This is a genomic window from Glutamicibacter sp. BW77 (assembly GCF_002332285.1).
GTDB lineage: Bacteria > Actinomycetota > Actinomycetes > Actinomycetales > Micrococcaceae > Glutamicibacter > Glutamicibacter bergerei.
In genome coordinates, this window is the sequence record NZ_NRGT01000057.1 from 136,938 (window position 1) to 158,519 (window position 21,582).

Here is a 21,582-nt window from a genome sequence, read left to right on the forward strand (position 1 = left end):
TACTCGACACTAGTACGAGAAAGGAAAGCTGTCAGGGTGATTCGGCAGTAATCCGATCGTTTTCTCGCACCACCATGGAATAGAACACCCCGCTGGTATCGGCAAGTAACGCCTGCGGTGTCCCGGACTCGACAATCTTCCCCGCATCAAGCACCATCACGGTGTTAGCCTCCCGGACGGTGGCTAACCGGTGACTAATCATGAGCACACCCATGCCATATCCGCGCCGCTCATTAATCGCATTAAGCACCAGCTGTTCACTGTCCGCATCCAGTGCGCTGGTCGATTCGTCCATGATCAATACTGCCGGGTGGCGCACCAGCGCACGTGCCAGAGCTAAACGTTGACGTTGTCCCCCGGACAGACTCGAAGAACGATCGGCTAGCCGGGTGTCTAACCCATCGCGCTGGGCCCTAAGCCAAGGGCCCAGTCCTAGTTCGTTGATGACCGAGCGCAGTTCCTCATCGGTAATCCCCTCGGCACCCAACACAAGATTTTCACGGATACTCCCGCGAACCATCACCGCTTCTTGCGAGACCAAGACAATGCGTGAGCGAAGTTCCGCTAACGGAACCATGTCCAGCTGTACCTCGCCCAAACTCAGCGTTCCGTTGCTTTTCAGTGCGCGGACTAAAGCTGCAGCAATCGAGGACTTCCCCGAGCCCGAGGCGCCAACAACTGTCAGCAGCTCACCAGGTGAAATGCTGAAATCAACGCCCTCCACCACCTGACGTTGGTCGTGGAACACGCTCAGGTTTTGCACGCTCAGTGTTCCGGTGTGTGGCAGTGGCACGGAGCCTCGCTGTTCGGCCACCACCGGTGGGGCACTGGCGGTCGCGAACAGTCGGCGAGCGCTGGCTAGGGAATCTTGAAGCCCGAGGACAAAGCCGTCAACCGTGCGCACAGAATCATAGGAGGGCACCGCGATGACCACTAAAATGATGGTTGCTGACAGCGTGGTTTCGGATGCGAGCACCAGAGCGAGCGCGCTACCCCAGGTGACTATTTGGCTTAGTGCCGCACGTAGTCCGGTGACCCAGCCTGCCCTGTTCCCCTGCGCCGCGTCGGCGCTAGCGGTGATAGCCAAACGTTTGATCATCTGTTCCCCGGCATCGAAGGCGTGAAGCACCTCAACGCCTGCCAGAGATTCCATCACAAGCTGGTTTTGCTTGCCACGCGAGGTCGCCGCCGAGCTAGCGGCGCGTCGCAGGGTTGGCACTCCGATCATCGGTAGGAGAAGTCCAACGATCACATACCCGCTGAGCAGGATGAGCGCTGGTGTGCTGCCAAAGTTGAGGTAGGTCCACCAACTCACCGTGGCGCTAACCACCACTGCTGCCACCGCCGGTGGCAGCGTATGGGCGAAGAACACTTCTACCTTGTCGATATCTCCGGTGGCTTTGGCCAGCAACGATCCAGAACTCTTAGTAGCCGCGGTAAAGGGCGCCTGCTTCGCGAAAGCCTCATACATCGTTGAACGCAGCCGGGACAGTGCAAGGAAAGCTACCTTATGCCCTACGTATTGTTCTGCGTAGCGTAGCCCGCCTTTTAATAAGCCTGCAAAGATAATGGCCACAATAAGTAGCCCAATAGGTACTCGGGATGAGGGTCCGGGAAGTTCCAGGCCAATCACCTGTACCAGTCCCACCCCGGCGAGCAAGTAAATGCCCAAGGCGACCAAGCGGTTAAGACAGGCAAGTAGGCTGGCGAGCGCCAAGGGCGGCAACAGGTCTAAGGTGTGGGAGATCAGCCAGCGGGAACTGGCTAGGGAGCCCGGAAGTTTTTGTTGCTTGCTCATGATTTCTCCCCCGGTCCTTGCCGTCCGCCAAGTGAGTGCACACGGTCGGTGAAATTCTCCATGGCCCGTTTCAAATATCCCTCGTGGTCCAGCAGTTCGGTGCGCGCCCCGGCCTGCACGATCCGTCCGTGATCTAGGACCAGCACCTGATCATAATCGGCGAGCAAAGCCAACCGGTGGGTGACGGTAATAACCGTCAGATCCGCTGCTACCTCGCGCAAGGTGGTCAGCACCTGCGCCTCGGTCTTAACGTCCAACGAACTGGTCGGTTCATCCAATAAGAGGATCGGACGTTCGGCCGATAAGGCGCGGGCAATCGCCAAACGTTGTGCTTGGCCTCCTGATAACGTGGCCCCACCCTCGCCGAGTACCGTGTCCAGCCCCGCAGGTAGCTGCTTAAACCAATCTGTCAGTCCGACACGTTCGATAAGTTCAGTCAGCTTTTTGTCGTTGGCCTGTTGATCTGCGAAGAGCAGGTTGTCGCGCACGCTGAGCCCAAAGAGAGTCGCTGCCTGTTCAACTACCGCAGTGTTGGACCGCAAGGTGGCGGGGCCGAGAGCTTGGTGACCCTCGTGGATAATTCCTGCGCTTGTCTCCAACTGGCCCTGTAATACTCGCAGTAACGTCGTTTTGCCACTGCCCGAGGCGCCGATGATCGCGGTCTTCGAACCGGGCGGGAAACTAAAGTTCAATTGGTGTAGCGCTTCGGGATATCCCTCATAACCGGCACCCAAATCTTCTAACTGGAGGGTGTCCTCGCGCAGGTTGACAGACAGTGGGTTAGCCGAGGAACGGTGCCACGGAGTTTCCATGACGGACGCGATTTTTTCTTCCGCCGCGCGACCGGTCATGCCGATATAGAAGAAGCTACCCACATAATTGACCGGGGCCAGCATCAAGAAGCTGAGCAGAATCAGCGAGACTCCCTCGCCAATGGTGATTGCCTGGGCGCCAACTCGCCACCAAGCCAGCAGTGCCGCGGTAGCCAATAGGAGCACCGCGAAGCTCGCGTCGATGACCAGTAACACCAGCTGGTTTCGGGCCAGCAACTTCATCACCTGCAAGCGTACTTTTTCACTGGCCAGACCAATGCGCTGCCCCATCCACGCGGCACCGCCGTTGAGTTTGAGCATGTTCAGCGAACGTAAGGCATCGATAAAAGTTGCCGAAAGTAATCCTTGGGCCCGGCGGTATTCTCCCGATGAACCACGGAACAGCTTTTGAAACCCCAACACAATCGGCGGTACCAGCGCGGTGGGGATCAACAGTAGTCCGGCGCTGAGCGGGTCAATAAATAACATAATAGAAATGAGCACCAACACCGGGGTGGCCACCGCGCAAATAGCCGGGCCAATAAACCCGGTACGGAAACGTACCGACCGGTCTACCGCGTCCATTGCGGCATCTACCAGTTCGCCCTCCCCTAAACGGCGTACCGCCAGCGGGCCGATGTCCATGTAGTGGCGAACCAAGCGGTGACGTTCTAAAGCGGTGAGCTTACGCGCCGACCGTGCGATGAGCACCGGGGTTAATAACGTGGCCAGCGCTACCAGTAACAGTTCATGGACCGCAGCCAGGTACCAGCCGAGGTCTAATTCCTGCCCTGCGTGAAATAAATCAATGGCGCGACCGATGAGCACCGCAAGTCCCACGGTGCCAACGGCCGAGAGTAACCCTAGGCAGACCACCGCCGCGGTGGATGCCGAAAAAATTCCAAAGATCCTACGCACTCCTCCATCCTAGGACGAAAGCCACGCGTCATAGGTTGGCAACCACCGCCCAGAGAAGGGAAACTAGCTAAATGACTACTCCGCCAACGGCCAACCACCCGCATTCTGTCACCTTGCGTTTCCTCGCAGCCCCAACAGATGCCGGAATCACCGGGACCGTGGCTGCCGGAACCGTACTGGAATGGGTAGATAAAGCGGCCTACGCCGCCGCGGTGGGCTGGTCGGCAAATTACTGCGTGACTGCCTATGTGGGTAACATCCACTTCGCTGACCCGATTCACTCCGGAGATCTGGTGGAGGTGACCGCCTCGGTGGTGTACACCGGGCGCAGTTCCATGCATATTCGCACCGAGGTCTCCTTCTCGGATCCGCGCGAGCGCAAACCCGTCACCTCCTCCACCTGCTTGGTGATCTTCGTAGCGGTAGACGAGCAGGGTAAGCCCACCCCGGTACCTTCCTTTACCCCGGGCACAGCACGTGAACTTGAATTACGCGAGCATGCCTTGGCGCGCATTGAAATCCGTGAGCGCATCGTCGCCTCGATGAAAAACCAGTCCTACACCGATGCCGGCACCGCCGAACGAGTGGTCCTGCGCTTTTTGGCGGCGCCCACGGATGTGAACTGGGGCGGCAAGGTGCACGGCGGCATCGTGATGAAATGGATCGATGAGGCAGCGGATTTGTGCGCCAGCCGCTACAGCGGATTGGACACCGTTGCGGTCTTCTCCGGCGGGGTGCGCTTCTACCGTCCGTTGCACATTGGCGACCTAGTCGAGGTGGAAGCCCGGCTGGTCTACACCGGGACCAAGGGCATGCACATCGCGGTGCATGTGCGCTCCGGGGACCCAAAAACAAATCAGCTGGAGCTGACTACTTACTGCCTGACGGTGATGGTGGCCCGGGACGACTCCGGCACCGCCGTCCCGGTGAAGGCGTGGGAACCGGTCACCGAGGAAGACACCCGGCTCTGGCACCACGCCCGTGAACTGCTTGAAATCCGTGCCAACGCCCCGGGCGGCTACACCCCTACCCACCTGAGCCACGAGCACCCCACCGCTAAGGCCTCCCGATGAACACCCGCGCTTTTGTCAAGATCTGCGGACTCGCTACCGCTAACGATGTCACCGTGGCTGTAGCCGGTGGCGCCGACGCACTCGGTTTTGTGCTGACCGGCTCGGCCCGTGAAATTTCCCCCGCACACGCTGCCACCCTAACCGCATTAGTCCCGGCGGGCGTCGCCACCGTAGCGGTATTTCGTAGCGAAGACACCACTACCGCAATCACTCGCGCTCGCGAAGCCGGCGTTGGATGGATCCAGCTGCACGGAACGCGCACCCCAGCGGAGGTGGCCGCGGTACTCGAGGCAGGGTTCAAGGTCATCCGCGCGGTCCGCATGGACTCACCAGCAGAGCATTTTGAGCACTGGGGTGAAGACTTTTTGCTGATTGACGCCGCGGTCCCTGGCAGTGGCGAAAGCTGGGACTATGCCAAGGTACGCACCCTTGCCGCCGGCCGCAATTGGTTAGTGGCCGGCGGGCTCAGCGTCGCAAACGTCGCGGCGGCGCTCGCCGAGTCCGGGGCCAGTGGCGCGGATGTTTCCTCCGGAGTGGAGTCCTCGCGCGGAGTGAAAGATCCGGCACTGATCACCGCGTTTTTGAAGGCTGCACACCAGCAGCTTTAAGCCCTAACGGATGAGGGAGAATGGTGCCGGCTTGCGGGCTCCAGGCAACGCGCTTGCTTCACGCCATGCGGTGATCCATTCGGGGACCACCCGGTCTTCGGGCAGGGTGATCCCAAGAGCGGCAAGGATTTCTTCGTTCGACACCGGTCCCTTTTTGCCGGTCATCCGTGTGGCGATGTATCCGCGAGCGTAAATCTCGCCGTTGACTACGATGTGCTGCTCAAAGTAGATGCAACGCTCGTCCATGCCCAACACCCGTGTCTCCTGGGTGAATTTCACTCCCAGTTTCACCGATTTTCTAAAGGTCATAGTTTCGGCTTGCACCACCGGGGTCCACTTATTTTTTCGCAGTACGTCCCAGGTTCCGGAGCGGAACATCAGATCGAAGCGGCCCAGATCAAAGATCGAGAAGTACATTCCGTTATTGATATGGCCGGCGAAGTCGATATCCGTGAGGGTGGCGCGCATCGGCACCGACCCGGAATCGAACATGGAGATCTTGGAGGCCTTCTTGCTTCGGACTAGCATCATTAGGATGCGAAAAATCATGTGCATGCCATCACATTACCGTCCGGTAACTTATTTGGCCATGCGCTCTGACGCTTACCGCGACGAACGATGTAATCCGCAAGACTCATTCATTGGGCACCCTCGGGCAGGTAAAGTCCTGTGCGGACGATAATTCTCGCCGCTTAGACCCGAAAGAGGAAGAGACCATGCTCCGCCTCTCGCAGCTCCTGCACCGCCATATCCCCTCGTTGCCACCGCCCGATTGGGAACGCGAGACTCCCAGCCCGGCGGCACTTCGCCGCGATATCTTCTCGGCACTGGGCTTCTTGGTTCTTGCCTTGCTGATGCAGGAATTGGTGCTTTCGATGACCGAGGCGGGCAAAAGTGCGGACCGCCCGCTGGCCTTTGCACTGCTCGCGGCCCTGATTTTGCCGCTGATGTTCCGCAGACGCTGGCCGATCACCATGATGCTCATCGGCTCCGCCGCATTTTTGATTGGCGGGTCCACTGCCACCGCTACGGTAGCCATGCAATTCTGTGCGCAATTAGGCTATTTCTTAGGCCTCTACACGGCGGTCGCCTGGGCGCGCAACCGCCGCGGGCTGTGGACCGCAATGGGCTTAGTTCTGCTGAGCATGGCGGTGTGGCTGGTCATTTCTTTCTTCGCCAGCGATTTATACGAGGCCACTAACACGCTGATGGTGGAGAACCCGATGGGCTCCATCCCGGAAAATATTGCCCTGCCGCTCTACTCCTTCGTGATCAATGCACTCTACTTCGGGGGCGCCATCTTCTTGGGGCTCACCAGCTGGTCAAATTCCTACTCCACGTCGGTAGTACTCAGTCAGGCAGCACGCATCGCCGTGCAGGCAGAAGAATTAGCCGCCCGTGCGGTCAACGAGGAACGGCTGCGCATTGCGCGCGAATTACATGACGTCATCGCCCACCACATCGCTTCCGTCGGGGTGCAAGCTTCCGCCGCACGATTGGTGCAGCCTCGGGACCCAGCGCAGGCCATCGAGTTGATGCGCGGCATCGAATCCTCCGCACGTAGCGCGGTGGCAGAAACCCGCTCGCTGCTCGGCGTGCTGCGCGAACAGCCACTGGATCATTCCGATACCGGCACGCCCTCCAGCCGTGACCCGGAGCCCTCCATTGCCCAAATTTCACAGCTTCTTCAAGACAATGCCGCTCAAGGATTACAGGTGAGCCTCTCGCGCGATGAACACAGCTGCGGTTTCTTTGACTCTCTAGCCCCGGGACTCTCGCTGGCCCTGTACCGGATTAGCGGCGAGGCCCTAGCCAATGTGCGCCGGCACTCCACCGCACGAACCGCCACCCTCGCGTTGCGCTCAGGAATCGACGGGCAAGGTACCTGGGTGGAAATTGAGGTCACCGACCAGGGATCCCCGCGACCAGACACCGCGGGCAGTGGTTTTGGCTTACGCGGCATCCGCGAACGCGCTGCATTGCATCACGGTCTGGTAGAAATCGGTCCGCGCATCCCACGCGGTTGGCGCACTCGCGCGCGACTCCGTCTGCCAGAGACCACCGATAGGATGGAATCATGAACAAAATTTCGGTGGTGATCTGTGATGATCAACCGTTGATCCGTTCTTCACTAAAGCTCATCCTAGAAACAGATCCGGACCTTGAAGTCATCGGCACGGCCAGTAACGGAGCCGAGGCGGTAGCACTGATCACCGAACTCACCCCAGACGTGGCACTGATGGACATTCAGATGCCACAGCTGGACGGTATCGGAGCCACCTCCCAACTTTCCGGGACTACACGCACCAAAATCATCGTGCTCACTACCTTTGACCGCGAAGATTACCTCTTTGATGCACTTGATGCCGGCGCCAGCGGATTCCTGCTGAAAAATGCCGAACCCGAACTGCTGATCACCGCAGTCCACCAAATCCACGCCGGCTACGGGTTGCTCTCCCCTGAAGTCACTCTCAAACTCATCAAACGCCAGACCGGTACGGGCCTCACTGCCGGTGCCGAACAGTCACAACTTACGCCCTTGCGCGCGCTGACCGCCCGCGAACTGCAGGTGCTCACCGAGCTGGCCACAGGTAAAAATAACCAGGAAATCTCCGAGGTACTTTCACTGTCCGAAGCGACGGTGAAAACACACCTGTCCAATATTTTAGCCAAACTGCACCTGCGCGACCGGGTGCAGGCTGCGCTCTATGCCCACCGTGCCGGGCTCATCCAATAGTTTCATCCCTCCGGCTCACGTAGACGGACAACGACCTGCCTAAGCTGGAAGTACAGTGACCACATGCCAGAAAGACGGCCCCGCCCATGCTCGAACTCCACCAGATCAGCCGCTCTTTTTCCGGCACTAAGGTGTTAGATGAGGTCAGCTTTGCGGTGCCACGCGGCGCACTGACCGGATTTGTCGGTGCCAACGGGGCCGGCAAAACCACCACCATGCGCATCATCATGGGCTTGCTCTCGGCGAACTCCGGGCACGTGAGCCTGGATGGGAAAACACTGTCGGCGCCCACCCGGCCAAGCTTCGGCTACATGCCCGAAGAACGCGGGCTGTACCCCAAACAACCGATCATCGACCAGCTGATTTATCTGGGCCAACTGCATTCCTTATCGCGGGCCACAGCCCGCAAGCGCGCCATGGAACTGCTCTCCCGCTTCGGGCTGGAGCACCGCGCCAAGTCGAAACTCGAATCACTTTCGCTGGGCAACCAGCAGCGTGTTCAGGTGGCCGCCGCGTTGCTGCACGAACCCGACGTGCTGGTGCTCGATGAACCTTTTAGTGGCTTGGACCCACTGGCTGTGGACGCGATGAGTTCAATTCTGGCCGACTATGCCACACGCGGCGTCCCGGTGCTTTTCTCTTCACATCAACTAGATCTGCTGGACACCCTGGTTGATCATTTGGTGATTATCCAGGACGGCAAGATCCGCGCCAATGCCTCCGCCGAGGACCTACGAGCGGCCCACACCTCCCGTTACCAACTTTCCTTAGGCGCAGATGCCGGCTGGCTGCGCACCGAACCCGGAGTAGAGGTCATCGACCTGTCGGGTTCCAATGCACTGGTCAGCTTCGCCACCGTTGCCGACTCCCAACGGGTTCTGGCCCACGCACTGTCCCGCGGCAACGTCACAGAATTTGCCGTGCACCGCCCGGCACTGGCAGATATCTATCGGGAGATCATCGCATGAGCACCCAAACTACTCACCCCTGGCTGATCGTCACCCTGCGCGAGGTGGAAACCAAGCTGCGGGACAAGGCATTCATCATTTCCACCCTGGTGACACTATTGCTGATCATCGGTTCGATCGCCGTGACCGGATTTCTCGCCACACGCACCACACAATTTACGGTGGCCGCCACGGATCAGGTCAGCCTCACCGTGCTCAACCAAGCAGCTTCCGACGCCGAAGAACAACTGAAAATCAACGTCGAACAGCTACCCGCCGATGCTGCCACCGCGCAATTAGATGCTGGTCAGATTGATGCCACGCTGAGCCAGAACTCAGCAAATAAATTCATGCTCACCGGATCTGATGAAGTTCCGGGGAAACTACAAGGGGCGCTGCGCGAGGCCACCGAAAAGGTGTTGACCGCGCAATTGCTCACTTCGGCTGGGCTGAACGCAGATCAGCTGCCCGGCGATGACGCGCTGGAGGTCACCCAAATGCGCGGGGACGCCGAACGTTCCTCAATGATCCAGGCCATGGCGTTCCTCTTCTCTTTCTTGTTCTACATGTCCGCAATCATCTTCGGCATGCCCATTGCCAACTCTGTGATCGAAGAAAAACAAAACCGGGTGGTGGAGATCCTCGCCTCGGCGATCAACCTGCGCCAGCTGCTTGCAGGAAAAATCCTGGGTAACGTGATTCTCGCGCTGGCCCAGCTGTTGCTCTTCCTCGCGGTCGGGCTGCTCGCCGCCTATCTGTCCCCGGTCCAGATCCCGTTCCTTGGAGTCGTCTCGCAAGTGGCTGGCTGGTTTGTGGTCTTCTTCCTCGGCGGGTTCCTGGTATTAGCTGGCATCTGGGCGACGCTCGGCGCATTAGCCAGCCGCACCGAGGACCTACAGCAATCCTCCGGGCCGGTAGTCGGCGTGCTGATGGCGGTGCTGTTCATCGGGATCTACGCGAAGGGTGGCTTTTTGGTCATCGCCTCCTACGTGCCGATCGTCTCTTCCGTGGCGATGCCGATCCGCTTGCTCGGCGGTGAAGTCTCCCTAGTCGAACCGCTCATCTCACTGGTCATCACGCTGGCTACCTGCTGGTTCACCATCCTGTTCGCCGAACGCATCTACCGCCGTGCGGTGATGCACACCGGTGGGGCGCTGAGCATCCGCAAGGCGCTGAAGCTGGAACTCTAAACCGCCAATATAGCTAGTACACAGCCGCGCTGACTACACTTGATCCGGTGAACGAGAACAAGCCCCGCATGCAACTGTCAGCAGTGTCCATTTTCATCTGGTTTGCGGTACTCCTGGGTCTGGCCGGCAACACCGCGCTGGCCATGACGCACCTGGTTCTTGGCTCCTCCACCCTGGTGGTGCTGTGCCTCTGGGTGCTGCGCTGCCTGGTGCTTGCCAGCTTCTGGCTGCTGCCCATCACCCGCACTGCCAAAATCTTCGGCATCGGGATCATCCTGCTCAGCGTGCTACTGGACGTGCTGCTCAAACTCCCGGTCTTAGGCAGCGTTGAATACGGGGACTGGTTCTTCGTCTCGGCACTGGATCTCACCGGGGCCTACACCGGTTACTTCCACACCCTCGGGCTCATCTTGCCGCTAGTCACCCTCACCGGCTGGTTTATCCTGCGCCCGCGCCGGCTGGCCGGCTGGATCACCGGGCTGGCCGCCGCACTGGGCTTCGGCTTTCTCGCGCTGAGCACCGCACAGGCAGCCGATGGAACCCTGACCACCTTCATGCTCGCCACCATGGCGCGCTACATCTTGCCGGCCTGGCTTGCGGTTGTCGCCGACGCGCTGGCCGCCCGCTACAGCGGCGGACGCCAAGCAAAGAAGCAATCGGCAAAATCCTAGGTCCCCGTTGCTGGGTGTGCGTTACCTAGCCCCTGGACGTGGGCTACTCCTGCGGTAATCAAGTTAAATCGAGTCTTATGGTTGTTGCTGGCAGTATTGCCACCTCAGGTCACAGAAGCAGCAGCGTAGGTGCTGATTTGGCACTTTGGGATAGTTTTTGTTTTCATAAGTAGTTTAATTCTTCGACATCAAAAGGCTCGGGATGTTGCTTCCTTCCTCAATCACCCTGCTTCCCTTCACGAATGCAGATGCCGAGTTCTTTGCCGCGCTGGCCACGGACGAACGAGTAGTTCGTTTTATTGGCTATGGGCAACCGTGGGATCGGCAAACTATCACCGCCTGCGTTCGCGAAGCCCTTGAAGAAGAACCGCTGGACCTTGTGGGCGCATCACGCTGGTTCGTAGCAACTGAGGCAAACGAAGCCGTGGGTATCGTGTTTTGCACCCGCCAGGAAACCTGTGGGGAGCTCGGCTACTGGGTATCGGCAGATCAATGGGGACGAGGAATCGGCGGAGCAATGCTCGATAGTGCTTTGGTCATAGTTCCTAGGGCCTTCGGAATCACGAAACTTAGCGCCCGGGTTGCTCCGGGAAATGCTGCCTCCGCCAGGTTGCTCGTCAAGCGAGGCTTCAAGCTGGAGAAACGCGATGAAGAGCTTGAGCACTACATGCTGGGTTAACCATGTTTATGCAGTGGAACGCTGATCAGGTTCTTACCGACCCGTGGCGCGGTCCGCGTCATGTCGATAACTTTCTATACTTCTAGCATGACCCATACTCCCGCACCGGTTATCGGGCTTGGCACTTGGTCCCGCGAGCCGGACACCTCCTTGGTGCGAGCAACCGAGCTACCCCTTGGCGCATCTTCTTCATTCGTGATCTTGAGCGAAGCGCACGACATTGAGGTATCCACGGAATGGGAGCCGCATTCGCACTTGGCCCATGAGCTCTTGTGGGCACAGGAGGGGACGCTCACCGCACAAATTGAGGGACAGATCTTTACCGTCTCCGAGGGTTACGGCCTGTGGATTCCAGCCAAGATGCTCCACGGTGGACGGCTGACAGCACACATAAAGCTATATAGCGCCTTCTTCGCTCCCGAACGAACCACCACCGAGTTCAGGGTCCCGACGGTGATCCGCATGGAACCATTGCTTGAGTCGCTGTTGATCCACCTCTCTCGTCGTGAACTGAGCCAAGAAGCCAGAGCGCGTGCGGAGGCCGTCGTTTTTGACGTGCTCAAACCGTCCGCTCACCAATTGGCGCTGCGTCTGCCCGATGACCCGAGGATCAGTGGCATTGCAAACCAGTTATTGGCCAACCCGGCGGATAATCGACCCCTTGAGCAATGGGCAGTGGACACTGGGATCAGCGCACGCACCATCACCCGCGCCTATCGCGAAGCGACGGGCCTGTCCTTTGCCCAGTGGCGCCAAGCGGTGAAAGTTCATCGCGCACTGGAGCTGCTGGCCGCTGGTGAAGGAGTCCAGGACGTGGCTGACTTGTTAGGCTACGCTCAGCCGAGTACTTTTATCGACGCATTTCGGCGCATCATGGGCTCCACACCCGGGGCCTTCACCATGGTTAGCTCAAAGAAGTGACCGGAAAACCTGATTGGATGTCAGAAATCAGCGATTGCTGACAATGACTAGTTAACTTAGACTTACCTAAGTGAAAATCATTATCAAAACCGGACGTAATCAGTCCACCCAGTGCTCATGCCAGGCATAGCAGCCGGATCAGCTCCCGCTGGGGCCGGAAGCATGCACGCCCACGAGGTGGTGCTGCGCTATGGCAAAAGCACCGTGGTCGACGGCGCCTCCATCAGGTTATCCCCGGGTGAAGTCACCGCGCTCATTGGACCCAATGGCAGTGGAAAATCGACACTGCTGCGTTCCATGGCAAGGTTGCACGAGCGAGCCGCAGGGGTTATCACCCTCATCGGATCCCACTCGGAGCCCCGCGAAATCAGTACGCTGAACGGACGAGAATTCGCCCACGAAGTCACACTCTTTGCTCAGTCCCACGCCACCCCGGAAGGCTTGGCGGTGGCAGATATCGTCGCCTTCGGCCGCCACCCGTATCGGCGCAGATTCGCCGGACTATCCGAGACGGATCACGCAGCTATTTCTTGGGCCATGGAGCTGACCGGCACATCAGCGATGGCGCAGAAGGCGGCCGGGGAGCTTTCTGGCGGAGAACTTCAGCGTGTTTGGCTAGCGGTGTGTCTAGCACAGCAAACCAACGTGGTGCTGCTCGACGAACCTACCAACCATCTGGACTTGAGATACCAAGTCGAGACCCTGGACCTGGTCCACGACCTGGCCCGTGAAAATCGGCTGGCCATCGGCATTGTGCTCCATGACTTAAACCAGGCCGCCATGCTGGCGGACCGGCTGGTGCTGATGAAGCACGGTCGGGTGCACGCCACGGGAACTCCCGCCGAGGTCCTCACCGCCGAGAACCTCTCAGAGGTCTATGAGATCACCGTGCAGGTCCACACCGATCAGCAGACCGGATTGCTGCGTATCGAACCGGTCAGCCGTCACCGGCAAAGCTGACCACCACTTCTGACCACCGAAACACACATTAACAAGGGAAAACCTATGTCTACACTCGCTCGTAGCGTCGTCACTTCCGTGGCCGCCCTCGCCCTGCTATTCACGGCCACCGCTTGCGGCACCACCGACACCTCCGGATCTGCCGCCGCACAGAGCCCTTCCGCGGCCTCTGCAGACTGCGCGGATGACACCACCGCCACGAGCACCGACCCGGTCTCGATGACCGATGATCTGGGCCGCACACTGGAACTGGATAAGCCAGCCGAGCGCGTGGTCGTGCTCGAATGGCAGGAAGTTGAAGACGCACTCACCTTGTGCGTCACCCCGGTCGGCGTCGCCTCCCCCGATGGATACACCACCTACGTCACTGCAGAGCAACTTCCAGAAGGTGTTGCTTCGGTGGGCGAACGCGGCGAACCAGATCTGGATTCGATCTACGCATTAGACCCCGATCTGATCATCGTGGATGCCTTTAGCGACCAAGACCCTGTGCTAACGCAGCTTGATAAGGGAGACGTTCCAGTTCTTGCGGTCAAGGGCAACGACTCATCAAATCCCATTGGCAACATGAAGAACGTCTTCTCGCAGGTCGCCGAGGCTACCGGCCGCACCGAGCGCGCTACCGCAGTGCTCAACGAATTTGATGCCCACCTGGCGGAGAAGAAGCAGGAGGTTGCCGAGGTGAAGATGGAAACCACTGACTTCCTGTTCTTCGACGGGTGGGTTGACGGCTCCAACCTGACCATCCGCCCCTACACCGACGGTGCGCTGTTCACCGAGCTCGGTAAAGAACTGGGCTTGACCCCGGCTTGGAGCGACGACGTCAACAAGTCCTTCGGCTCCGGCGGAGTGAACAAGGAATATGGCCTAGCCCAAACCGATGTGGAAGGCCTGGCCGGTGTCGGCGAAGCCAACCTGTTCTACTCCAACGACGCAGGAACTGGCTGGACTTCCGAACTGACATCCAGCGAGATCTGGAAGAACCTCAGTGCAGTCAAGGAAGGCCGGACCTTCCAGTTCCCGAACATCTGGGGTGCTGGTGGACCGAAGTCCACCAGCCAGGCCGTCGATGCTTTCACCGATGCGTTGACCTCCGCTTCGGAAGCCAAGTAGTCCACCGCTAAAGATGATTATCGCTGAAAAATCCGCAGACCAGCGGCCAGCTGCCGGTGACGTGAGCGTCTGCGTGGCCGGCACGGAAAGTTCTTTCGTGCCGGCCACCGGCACTCGCATCGTAGCAGGTCTAGGCCTGTTAACCGTCTTGGCAGCAGCAGTGCTGCTGGTTGGCGCCTGGCATCTGACCCAAGGAACCTCCGGGGTAGGGATGGGGGAACTTATAGGCGCTTTGCTCGGGGAGAACACCCGGATTGGCGGCGTAGGGGTCGCCGAGATCTTCACCGGCTCCCGGATGCCACGACTCTGCGCGGGGGCCGCGGTAGGTTTGGCTTTGGGAGTCGCCGGATCCCTGCTCCAATCGGTTACCCGCAATCCGTTGGCCTCACCGGACACCTTGGCCGTCACTTCCGGAGCGTACTTCGCGCTGAGCGTGGCCGCCGCCTTGGGCCTGAGCCTGTCCACCTTGGCATCGAGCACCCTGGCCTTCGCCGGCGGACTGCTCGCCGCCGGGGTCGTATTGGCTATCTCCGGGCGCAGTGCAGGGACCGCCACGACCCGGTTGATCCTCGCCGGCTCAGCCATCGCGATGGCTTTGGAAGCCGGCAGCGGCATCATCTTGCTGCTCTTCAAGGAAAACACCACCGGACTCTACGCCTGGGGCTCAGGCTCACTATCCCAGCTGAACCTGGATGCTTTTTTACGCAGCCTCCCAGTGATCCTCGTGGTCTTGCTTATCTGCCTCTTGCTCTGTCGCCGTTTGGATGTGCTCTCGCTGGGCGATGAAAGCGCTGCGGTACTCGGCATTCCCGTTCGTTCAACGCGCACCCTAGCCGTGCTGTGCGCCGTGGTGCTCACCGGCGTCTCCGTTTCGCTGGCCGGACCCATCGCCTTTGTAGGCCTCGGCGCCCCGGTGCTCGCCCGACTGCTCTCACGTCGACTGACGGTGTTGCGCCGCCAACTATTTTTGCTTCCAGCCACCGGATTAATCGGTGCGCTACTGATCCTGCTGGCCGATGTGGTCCTTCGGTCCTTGTTAGGCGCCCAAGGCGCGGCATCCATCCCCACCGGCGTCCCCACCGCGATTCTGGGCGGGGTGCTGATCATCATCCTAGCGATGCGACTGCCCGAAGCTTCCAGCGCCCGCAACCCCTTACAGGTGGCAAGCAAACTGCGTAGCCGCCGCCGGTTCATGCTCACCATGGCGCTGGGCCTCATTTTGCTGCTCGGAGCGGTGATTCTGGGCCTTTTGGCCGGGAGCATGTTCCTGAAGCTGGGAGACCTGGCCTTGTGGTTCCAGGATGATGCGCCCAAACTCTTCGCCCGCGCTTTCTCCGAACGGGCACCACGGACCATTGCGGCGCTGGGCGCCGGAGCCGCACTGGGCCTAGCTGGTTGTCTGGTACAGGGCACCGTGCGCAATCCGCTGGCCGAACCGGGCATCCTGGGCATCACCGCGGGCGCCGGGCTGGGCGCGGCCATAGTGGTCACCGCCTTTGGCGGTTCACGCTCGCTGCTGGTGCTTTTTGCGGTCATAGCCTCGCTAACCACGTTCGCCGCCATCACCGCGCTGGCCTGGCGTCGGGGTTTCTCCCCGGAACGCTTTGTGCTGATCGGCATCGGCGCTGGCTACACCCTTTCCGCAGTCACCACCTACCTGCTGCTGAGCATCAACTCGTGGGAAACCCCGCGCATCTACACGTGGCTCTCTGGCTCAACCTATGGCCGTCAGTTCACGGACGTGATGCCGGTGGTGGTGATGCTGGCACTCAGCCTTCCGGTCGTGCTGCTCATGGGCCGCAAGCTCGACGTGCTGGCCATCGACGAGGACCTGCCCCGGGTACTGGGCATCAAGACGGCCCGCACCCGGCTGATCGCACTGTCAATTGCAGCGCTGCTTGCAGCGCTCAGCGTGGTGGCAGTGGGTGTGGTTGGTTTCGTCGGACTCATCGCCCCGCATCTGGCCCGGTCGCTGGTGGGAGCCCGCCATCACCGGGTGATTCCGGTGTCCATGGTGTTCGGAGCATTGTTGGTCTGCCTGGCCGATACGCTGGGCCGTAGCGTGATCGCGCCGGCACAGATCCCCGCCGGGTTGATCGTTTCCCTCCTAGGCGCCCCGTACTTCATCTGGTTGCTCTACCGCTCCCGCGCCTAGTTGCTAGGCAAGGACCTGGTACCAGGTCCCCACCGAACCGAAAGTCTCCCATGACACATCACCCTGCTCTTCGCGCGAGGATCCAAGACTTCGACCCGGATTACCATCCGGCGCAACTGAAGCATCTGGGTTCGATGACTGGTCCGTGGGAACCCGAAATTCCGGCTGCCAACACCCGGCTGTTGACGATCCAGTTTTCCGATGCAGTAATAGTCGGTGCCGCGTTGCTCACCGCTCGTTCGGCGGCAGCCTACGTGAAGATCGCAGGGCTTCTCGCCCGCGACGCAGCAACACGCGAAGATACCATCCGCGCGGTGCTGGACTACGCCCGGGGTCAAGACCTAGCCTGCGTGAAATGGGAGACCTGGACCCAAGATCCGCGGCTAGCCGCCCTGGCCGAGCGAACCGGTTTCCAGGCGCTGCCCGCCCCGCGCTGTGCCACACAAGCTTCAGTCTCAACTCCACCAGCAGGCTACGTGCACTGGATACATTCGGCCAGCTACCTGCGCACCGCGCACTACCAGCAAAGCGAGAACTTCACCTGCGCGGCGGTTGCCGCCCTGGCCGCGCACGGGGAAACCACCAGCATCGCCGCGCTGGATCAACTGCGCACCGCGGAGTTGCTGTTGTGGCGTCAAGCGACCAACTTCATGGCCTGTGAACCAGTGGGGCTCGGTCTGGCCATCGCAGAGCGTTGGCCAGACAGTTCGGTCCGGGTGTCCTTGGATACCGATAAGCCAGTAATGGTTGACTATTATCCCGAGGCCGAACACGGCTGGCGCGGCATCCTCCAAGCCGAATCGCACCGCCGGGCGAAGGTGACCGGCCTGCCGGTGACTGCTACGCGGCTGGCGATCTCAGAGATCAAAGAAGCGGTGGCTAACGGTGACCGGGTGCTGCTGCTGGTGTCGCTGAAGCAGATGCTCGGCTACGACGTCCCGCACTGGATCTTGTGCCATGGGACGGCCGGTTCCAAGGAACATGCGGTGATCATCATCGATGATTCGTGGATTGATGCTGATAGCGGGGAGAGCTGGGTGGATGCGACCTGCCTTCCCATCACCGGACAAGAATTAGATGCCATGTCTTGTCTTGAGACAGATGGTTATCGCGCTGCGCTTATCCTGGCTAACTGATGGGCCATCGAGTTTCGGGTCTGAAACCGCAAAAACCGCGGGCCGGTCCGAACCTCAGAAGAGGTGCGGACCGGCCCACGGTCTATGCGCGATAAATTAGCGGTGTACTAGATCAGTTCATCGCTGAGGTGGTTCGGCGTACCGAAGCGGTGCGCGGTAATCGACACGGCCTGCTCGTGCAGGAATGGCAGCATTTCCACGCGTCCGGCGCCGGTGACCGGCGAGGCGTAGATCGCCACATCCGGCTTGCCATCGGTAGCCTCGGCCAGCGCCTTCACCGATCCGCCGATCAAACGGATTCGTGACGAAGAGGCCGGTCCGGTCTTCGCGGCCAGGCGAGCAGCCCGGGCAGCGAAAGCGTTCGTGTCCTCATCAACCACGGTCACCGAGTGTTCGGCCAGCAGGTTGCGCACTCCACGTGGCAGTTCCAACTCGCTGGAAAGCAGCACGCGGGATCCTGCGGTGACTCCGGCCGCGACCACACGCAGCGCCTCGGCCACACCGTGTTCGCTGGTTGCGGCTTCGAAGCGTACGGTGACATCTACCGGCTTGTAGCGGAAGATATTGCGTTCCGCGACCAGACCCGAGCGGTCCTTAGCCTGGTTAAATTCCTGATTCCACCACAGCTTGTCACTACCCAGCGCGTCGCGCAGCCAAGCCTCATCGGCCTCGGAAAGCTCCGCGGCGTTCAGTAGTCGTTCGTCAAAGACGGACAGTGCAGCGGTGTCGCGCACCGGTGCGTCGGCCCAGCTGCCCATACCGATCAGGTAGTTCGGGCCGCCGGCCTTGGTGCCGGCGCCGATGGCCGACTTCTTCCAACCGCCAAATGGCTGACGCTGCACGATTGCGCCGGTGATGCCGCGGTTCACGTAAATGTTGCCGGCCTGGATGTTTTCCATCCAGTAGGCCAACTCGTCACGGTCCAGCGAGTGCAAGCCGGAAGTCAACCCGAAGTCGACCTCGTTGACCAGCTCCACGGCCTCTTCCAGGGTCGGTGCGGTCATCACACCAAGGATTGGGCCGAAGTATTCGGTCAGGTGGTATTCGCTGCCACGCTTGACCCCGTAACGTACGCCCGGCGAGTAGAGCTTGCCCGACTCATCAAGCTGCTTTGGCTCCACGGCCCAACGCTCCCCGGCGCCCAGGGTGGTCAAACCGCGCTTCAGCTTTTCGCCTGGCTCATCGATCAGCGGGCCCATCTGGGATTCTGGATTCCACGGGTAGCCGACCTTCAGTGACTTCACCGCGTCGATCAGCTGGCTGTTGAAGCGCCGTGAATCTGCCACGGAGCCAACGAGTACTACCAGTGAGGCGGCCGAGCATTTCTGTCCTGCGTGTCCGAAGGCCGAGGCGACCACGTCGCGTGCGGCTAGGTCCAGGTCCGCGTGCGGGGTGACGATGATGGCGTTTTTGCCCGAGGTTTCGGCCAGCAGCGGCAGGTCCTTGCGGAAGGAACGGAAGAGTTCTGCTGTTTCGTAACCACCGGTGAGGATCAGACGGTCCACGCGCTCATCGGAGATCAACTGGGTCCCCAGGTCGCGGTTGCCGGCGAAGACCAGCTGCAAGACGTCCTTGGGCACTCCGGCGTCCCATAGGGTCTGCACCATCACCGCACCAATGCGTGAGGCCAAGGTGGCAGGCTTGATGATCACCGCGGAGCCGGCGGCCAGTGCGGACATGGTCGACCCGGCAGGGATCGCCATCGGGAAGTTCCACGGCGGGGTGACCACGGTCAGCTTCGAAGGCACAAAGGTGGCGCCATCAACGGTGTCTAGTTCCAGACCACGCTGTGCGTAGTAGTGCGCGAAGTCGATCGCCTCGGAGATTTCCACGTCACCCTGGTCGATGTTCTTTCCGCATTCCGAACCGAGCACCTCAAGCAGCATCGCGCGGCGCTCTTCGAAGAGCAGTCCTGCGCGGTGCAGAATTTCGGCGCGGGCCGCAGCACCCAAGGCCTGCCAATCAGCCGAGGCGTCAACGCCCATCGCGATGGCCTCATCCATTTCGCTGGCCGAATGCAGGGTGTTGGCCGCAACCAGATCCTTGCCGAGCTTCGAATCCTGCATCTTGGAGAGGATTTCGCGTCCCCAGCTACGGTTCACGTTTAGATCCGGATCGGTATCTGGGGTGTTGAAGAAGCTGGTGGATCCGTCGGCGAACCCAACGACTACCTCGGTCAGTGCCGGGTCCGACTCCTGACGGTTCTGTACGCGGTGCGAAGCCGGAACCACATCGGCCAAGTTTTCTAGCGAGGTCAGGAAGCGGTTCTTCTCGCGCTCAAAAAGTTCCTCGTTCTTCTCTAGCTCGAAGACCGCGGACATGAAGTTTTCCTGGCTGGCGCCCTCTTCGAGGCGACGGATCAGGTAGGCGATGGCCACGTCGAATTCTGCCGGGTGCACTACCGGGGTGTACAACAACAGTTCGCCTACGTCGCGGCGTACCGCTTCGGCCTGACCGGTGGCCATGCCCAGCAGCATTTCAAACTCGATACCGTGCTTGACGTCGCGTGCCTTGGCCAGTAGCCAAGCTAGTGCGATGTCGAATAGGTTGTGTCCTGCAATGCCGATGCGCACGTTCTCCACGTGGCCTGGGCGCAGTGCGTATTCGAGCACCGACTTGTAGCTGGTGTCGGTGTCCTGCTTGGAGTGCCAGGTGGCTAGCGGCCAGCCGTGGATGTCTGCCTCCATGATTTCCATGGGCAGGTTAGCGCCCTTTACTACGCGCACCTTAATAGGTGCTCCGCCCTGCGCCACACGGGCTGCGGAGAATTCTTGAAGTTCAATCATCGCGCCCAGTGCGTCGGGTAGATAGGCCTGCAATACGATGCCGGCGGGCAGTGCCTTGAACTCGGGCAGCGACAGGATCTTGGTGAAGACCGCGATGGTCAGCTCCAGGTCCTTAAACTCTTCCATATCCAGGTTGATGAACTTCTTCTTTGCTGCCTTATTTGCCAGCTCGTAGAGTGGACGCAGCTTTTCGACAATGTGCTCCACCGCTTCGTCGAAGGCCCAGTGGTTATGTGGGGCGACGGTGGAAGAGACCTTGATCGAGACGTAGTCCACGTCATCGCGGCTCAAAAGCTTGGTGGTGCCATCTAGGCGACGGGTTGCTTCGCCCTGGCCGAGGATTGCCTCGCCGAGTAGGTTGACGTTCAGGTTGACGCCGTCGCGCTTGATCTTGGAGATCGCGCCGCCTAGCTTGTGATCCGAGGCGTCAATGATCAGGTGTCCCACCATTTCGCGCAGCACACGGCGCGCGATAGGGACAACGATCGATGGCAGTACCGGTGCCATGGCGCCGCCTAGCGCGACGGCCTTGCGCATGTACCAAGGCAGGAAGCTTGGCACCATCGGTGCCAGCTTCTTCAGGTTGCCCGCGGCGACCTTTAGATCTTCGGGGCGGATGACACCATCAACAAACCCGACGGTGAAGTCCAGGCCCTTAGGGTCCTTGAGTACTCCGGCCAGCCGGGCTGCGGAGGCATCGATAGGGAAGGTGGAGGCTTCGGTCAGCCAGTGGCGGACTAGTTTAATAGTCTCGTCTGCAAGTTCTGCCGGAAGGGTCAGGGGGTTGCCTGCCGAGTCGACCGCCGGTGCGACGGTTCGTGCGGTGGTGATAGAGGATGACATGTTGTGTCGGTCCCTTCGATGCGATGCGTACTTGGATTAGATACACCGAACGCGAATTTCGTGATGGCTGACGAGCTTACGGAATCACCGGATAGTTGGCCGCGAAAATGCTGTGTGCAATTCGAGTATGACCCTAACTTTGCTTAAGCAAAAGTGAACAAAACCGAACGTTTCACTTCGGGTTTGCTAATGTATTGACAGGTGCTTAAATCACCCCTTTTGCACCCTCAAGGTA

The 21,582-nt window shown here is 60.0% G+C and carries 17 protein-coding genes; 13 read left to right on the top strand and 4 right to left on the bottom strand.

Annotated elements, in window-relative coordinates; all coding sequences use genetic code 11:
- Positions 1-31 precede the first annotated feature (31 nt).
- Together CIK74_RS08990 and CIK74_RS08995 are read right to left on the bottom strand one after the other, a co-directional pair.
- Entirely contained in the window at positions 32-1,798 is a 1,767-nt protein-coding gene (locus CIK74_RS08990) for an ABC transporter ATP-binding protein (protein WP_096255704.1), read from the bottom strand.
- Complete coding sequence (locus CIK74_RS08995; RefSeq protein ID WP_096255706.1) at positions 1,795-3,528, bottom strand: ATP-binding cassette domain-containing protein; 1,734 nt, start codon at positions 3,526-3,528, stop codon at positions 1,795-1,797. The genes CIK74_RS08990 and CIK74_RS08995 overlap by 4 nt, the downstream gene beginning before the upstream one ends.
- Positions 3,529-3,599: 71 nt before the next feature.
- On the opposite strand from CIK74_RS08995, the gene CIK74_RS09000 reads away from it, so the two are divergent.
- Both CIK74_RS09000 and CIK74_RS09005 read left to right on the top strand, forming a co-directional pair.
- Positions 3,600-4,601 (top strand): acyl-CoA thioesterase, encoded by a 1,002-nt coding sequence (locus CIK74_RS09000; RefSeq protein ID WP_096255708.1) that lies wholly within the window; start codon positions 3,600-3,602, stop codon positions 4,599-4,601.
- A complete protein-coding gene (locus tag CIK74_RS09005; protein WP_096255710.1) occupies positions 4,598-5,209 on the top strand; it encodes a phosphoribosylanthranilate isomerase in 612 nt (203 codons plus the stop codon). Before CIK74_RS09000 ends, CIK74_RS09005 begins: the two co-directional genes overlap by 4 nt.
- Before the next feature lie 3 nt (positions 5,210-5,212).
- On the opposite strand, the gene CIK74_RS09010 is transcribed toward CIK74_RS09005, so the two are convergent.
- A complete protein-coding gene (locus tag CIK74_RS09010) occupies positions 5,213-5,764 on the bottom strand; it encodes an acyl-CoA thioesterase (RefSeq protein WP_096255711.1) in 552 nt (183 codons plus the stop codon).
- A 161-nt stretch (positions 5,765-5,925) separates the two neighbouring features.
- Between CIK74_RS09010 and CIK74_RS09015 the strand changes: the two genes are divergently transcribed.
- The 11 genes from CIK74_RS09015 (at position 5,926) to CIK74_RS09065 (ending at position 17,718) form a co-directional block, all read left to right on the top strand.
- Positions 5,926-7,290, top strand: a complete 1,365-nt coding sequence (locus CIK74_RS09015) for a histidine kinase (protein ID WP_096255713.1) — start codon at positions 5,926-5,928, stop codon at positions 7,288-7,290.
- Positions 7,287-7,946 (top strand): response regulator transcription factor, encoded by a 660-nt coding sequence (locus CIK74_RS09020; RefSeq protein ID WP_096255715.1) that lies wholly within the window; start codon positions 7,287-7,289, stop codon positions 7,944-7,946. The genes CIK74_RS09015 and CIK74_RS09020 overlap by 4 nt, the downstream gene beginning before the upstream one ends.
- Positions 7,947-8,032: 86 nt before the next feature.
- Positions 8,033-8,914, top strand: coding sequence for an ATP-binding cassette domain-containing protein (locus CIK74_RS09025; protein WP_096255717.1), 882 nt, complete (start codon positions 8,033-8,035; stop codon positions 8,912-8,914).
- Positions 8,911-10,083 (top strand): ABC transporter permease, encoded by a 1,173-nt coding sequence (locus tag CIK74_RS09030; protein ID WP_096255719.1) that lies wholly within the window; start codon positions 8,911-8,913, stop codon positions 10,081-10,083. The genes CIK74_RS09025 and CIK74_RS09030 overlap by 4 nt, the downstream gene beginning before the upstream one ends.
- 68 nt (positions 10,084-10,151) lie before the next feature.
- Positions 10,152-10,754 carry a hypothetical protein gene (locus tag CIK74_RS09035; protein ID WP_096255721.1) on the top strand — a complete coding sequence of 201 codons (603 nt, stop codon included), beginning with the start codon at positions 10,152-10,154 and terminating at the stop codon, positions 10,752-10,754.
- 202 nt (positions 10,755-10,956) lie between these two features.
- On the top strand, positions 10,957-11,433 hold the full coding sequence (locus CIK74_RS09040; RefSeq protein WP_096255723.1) for a GNAT family N-acetyltransferase: 477 nt from the start codon (positions 10,957-10,959) through the stop codon (positions 11,431-11,433).
- Positions 11,434-11,520: 87 nt separating this feature from the next.
- Positions 11,521-12,354, top strand: coding sequence for an AraC family transcriptional regulator (locus CIK74_RS09045; RefSeq protein WP_096255724.1), 834 nt, complete (start codon positions 11,521-11,523; stop codon positions 12,352-12,354).
- A 162-nt stretch (positions 12,355-12,516) separates the two neighbouring features.
- Positions 12,517-13,314: an ABC transporter ATP-binding protein gene (locus tag CIK74_RS09050; RefSeq protein WP_240520505.1), complete on the top strand. Its 798-nt coding sequence runs from the start codon at positions 12,517-12,519 to the stop codon at positions 13,312-13,314.
- Between the two features lie 45 nt (positions 13,315-13,359).
- Positions 13,360-14,427 (top strand): iron-siderophore ABC transporter substrate-binding protein, encoded by a 1,068-nt coding sequence (locus tag CIK74_RS09055; protein WP_096255728.1) that lies wholly within the window; start codon positions 13,360-13,362, stop codon positions 14,425-14,427.
- Positions 14,428-14,440: 13 nt separating this feature from the next.
- Positions 14,441-16,582 carry an iron ABC transporter permease gene (locus tag CIK74_RS09060; protein WP_096255730.1) on the top strand — a complete coding sequence of 714 codons (2,142 nt, stop codon included), beginning with the start codon at positions 14,441-14,443 and terminating at the stop codon, positions 16,580-16,582.
- 50 nt (positions 16,583-16,632) lie between these two features.
- Positions 16,633-17,718, top strand: a complete 1,086-nt coding sequence (locus tag CIK74_RS09065) for a peptidase C39 family protein (protein WP_096255731.1) — start codon at positions 16,633-16,635, stop codon at positions 17,716-17,718.
- Between the two features lie 107 nt (positions 17,719-17,825).
- On the opposite strand, the gene CIK74_RS09070 is transcribed toward CIK74_RS09065, so the two are convergent.
- Positions 17,826-21,347 carry a bifunctional proline dehydrogenase/L-glutamate gamma-semialdehyde dehydrogenase gene (locus tag CIK74_RS09070; protein ID WP_096255733.1) on the bottom strand — a complete coding sequence of 1,174 codons (3,522 nt, stop codon included), beginning with the start codon at positions 21,345-21,347 and terminating at the stop codon, positions 17,826-17,828.
- Positions 21,348-21,582 lie beyond the last annotated feature (235 nt).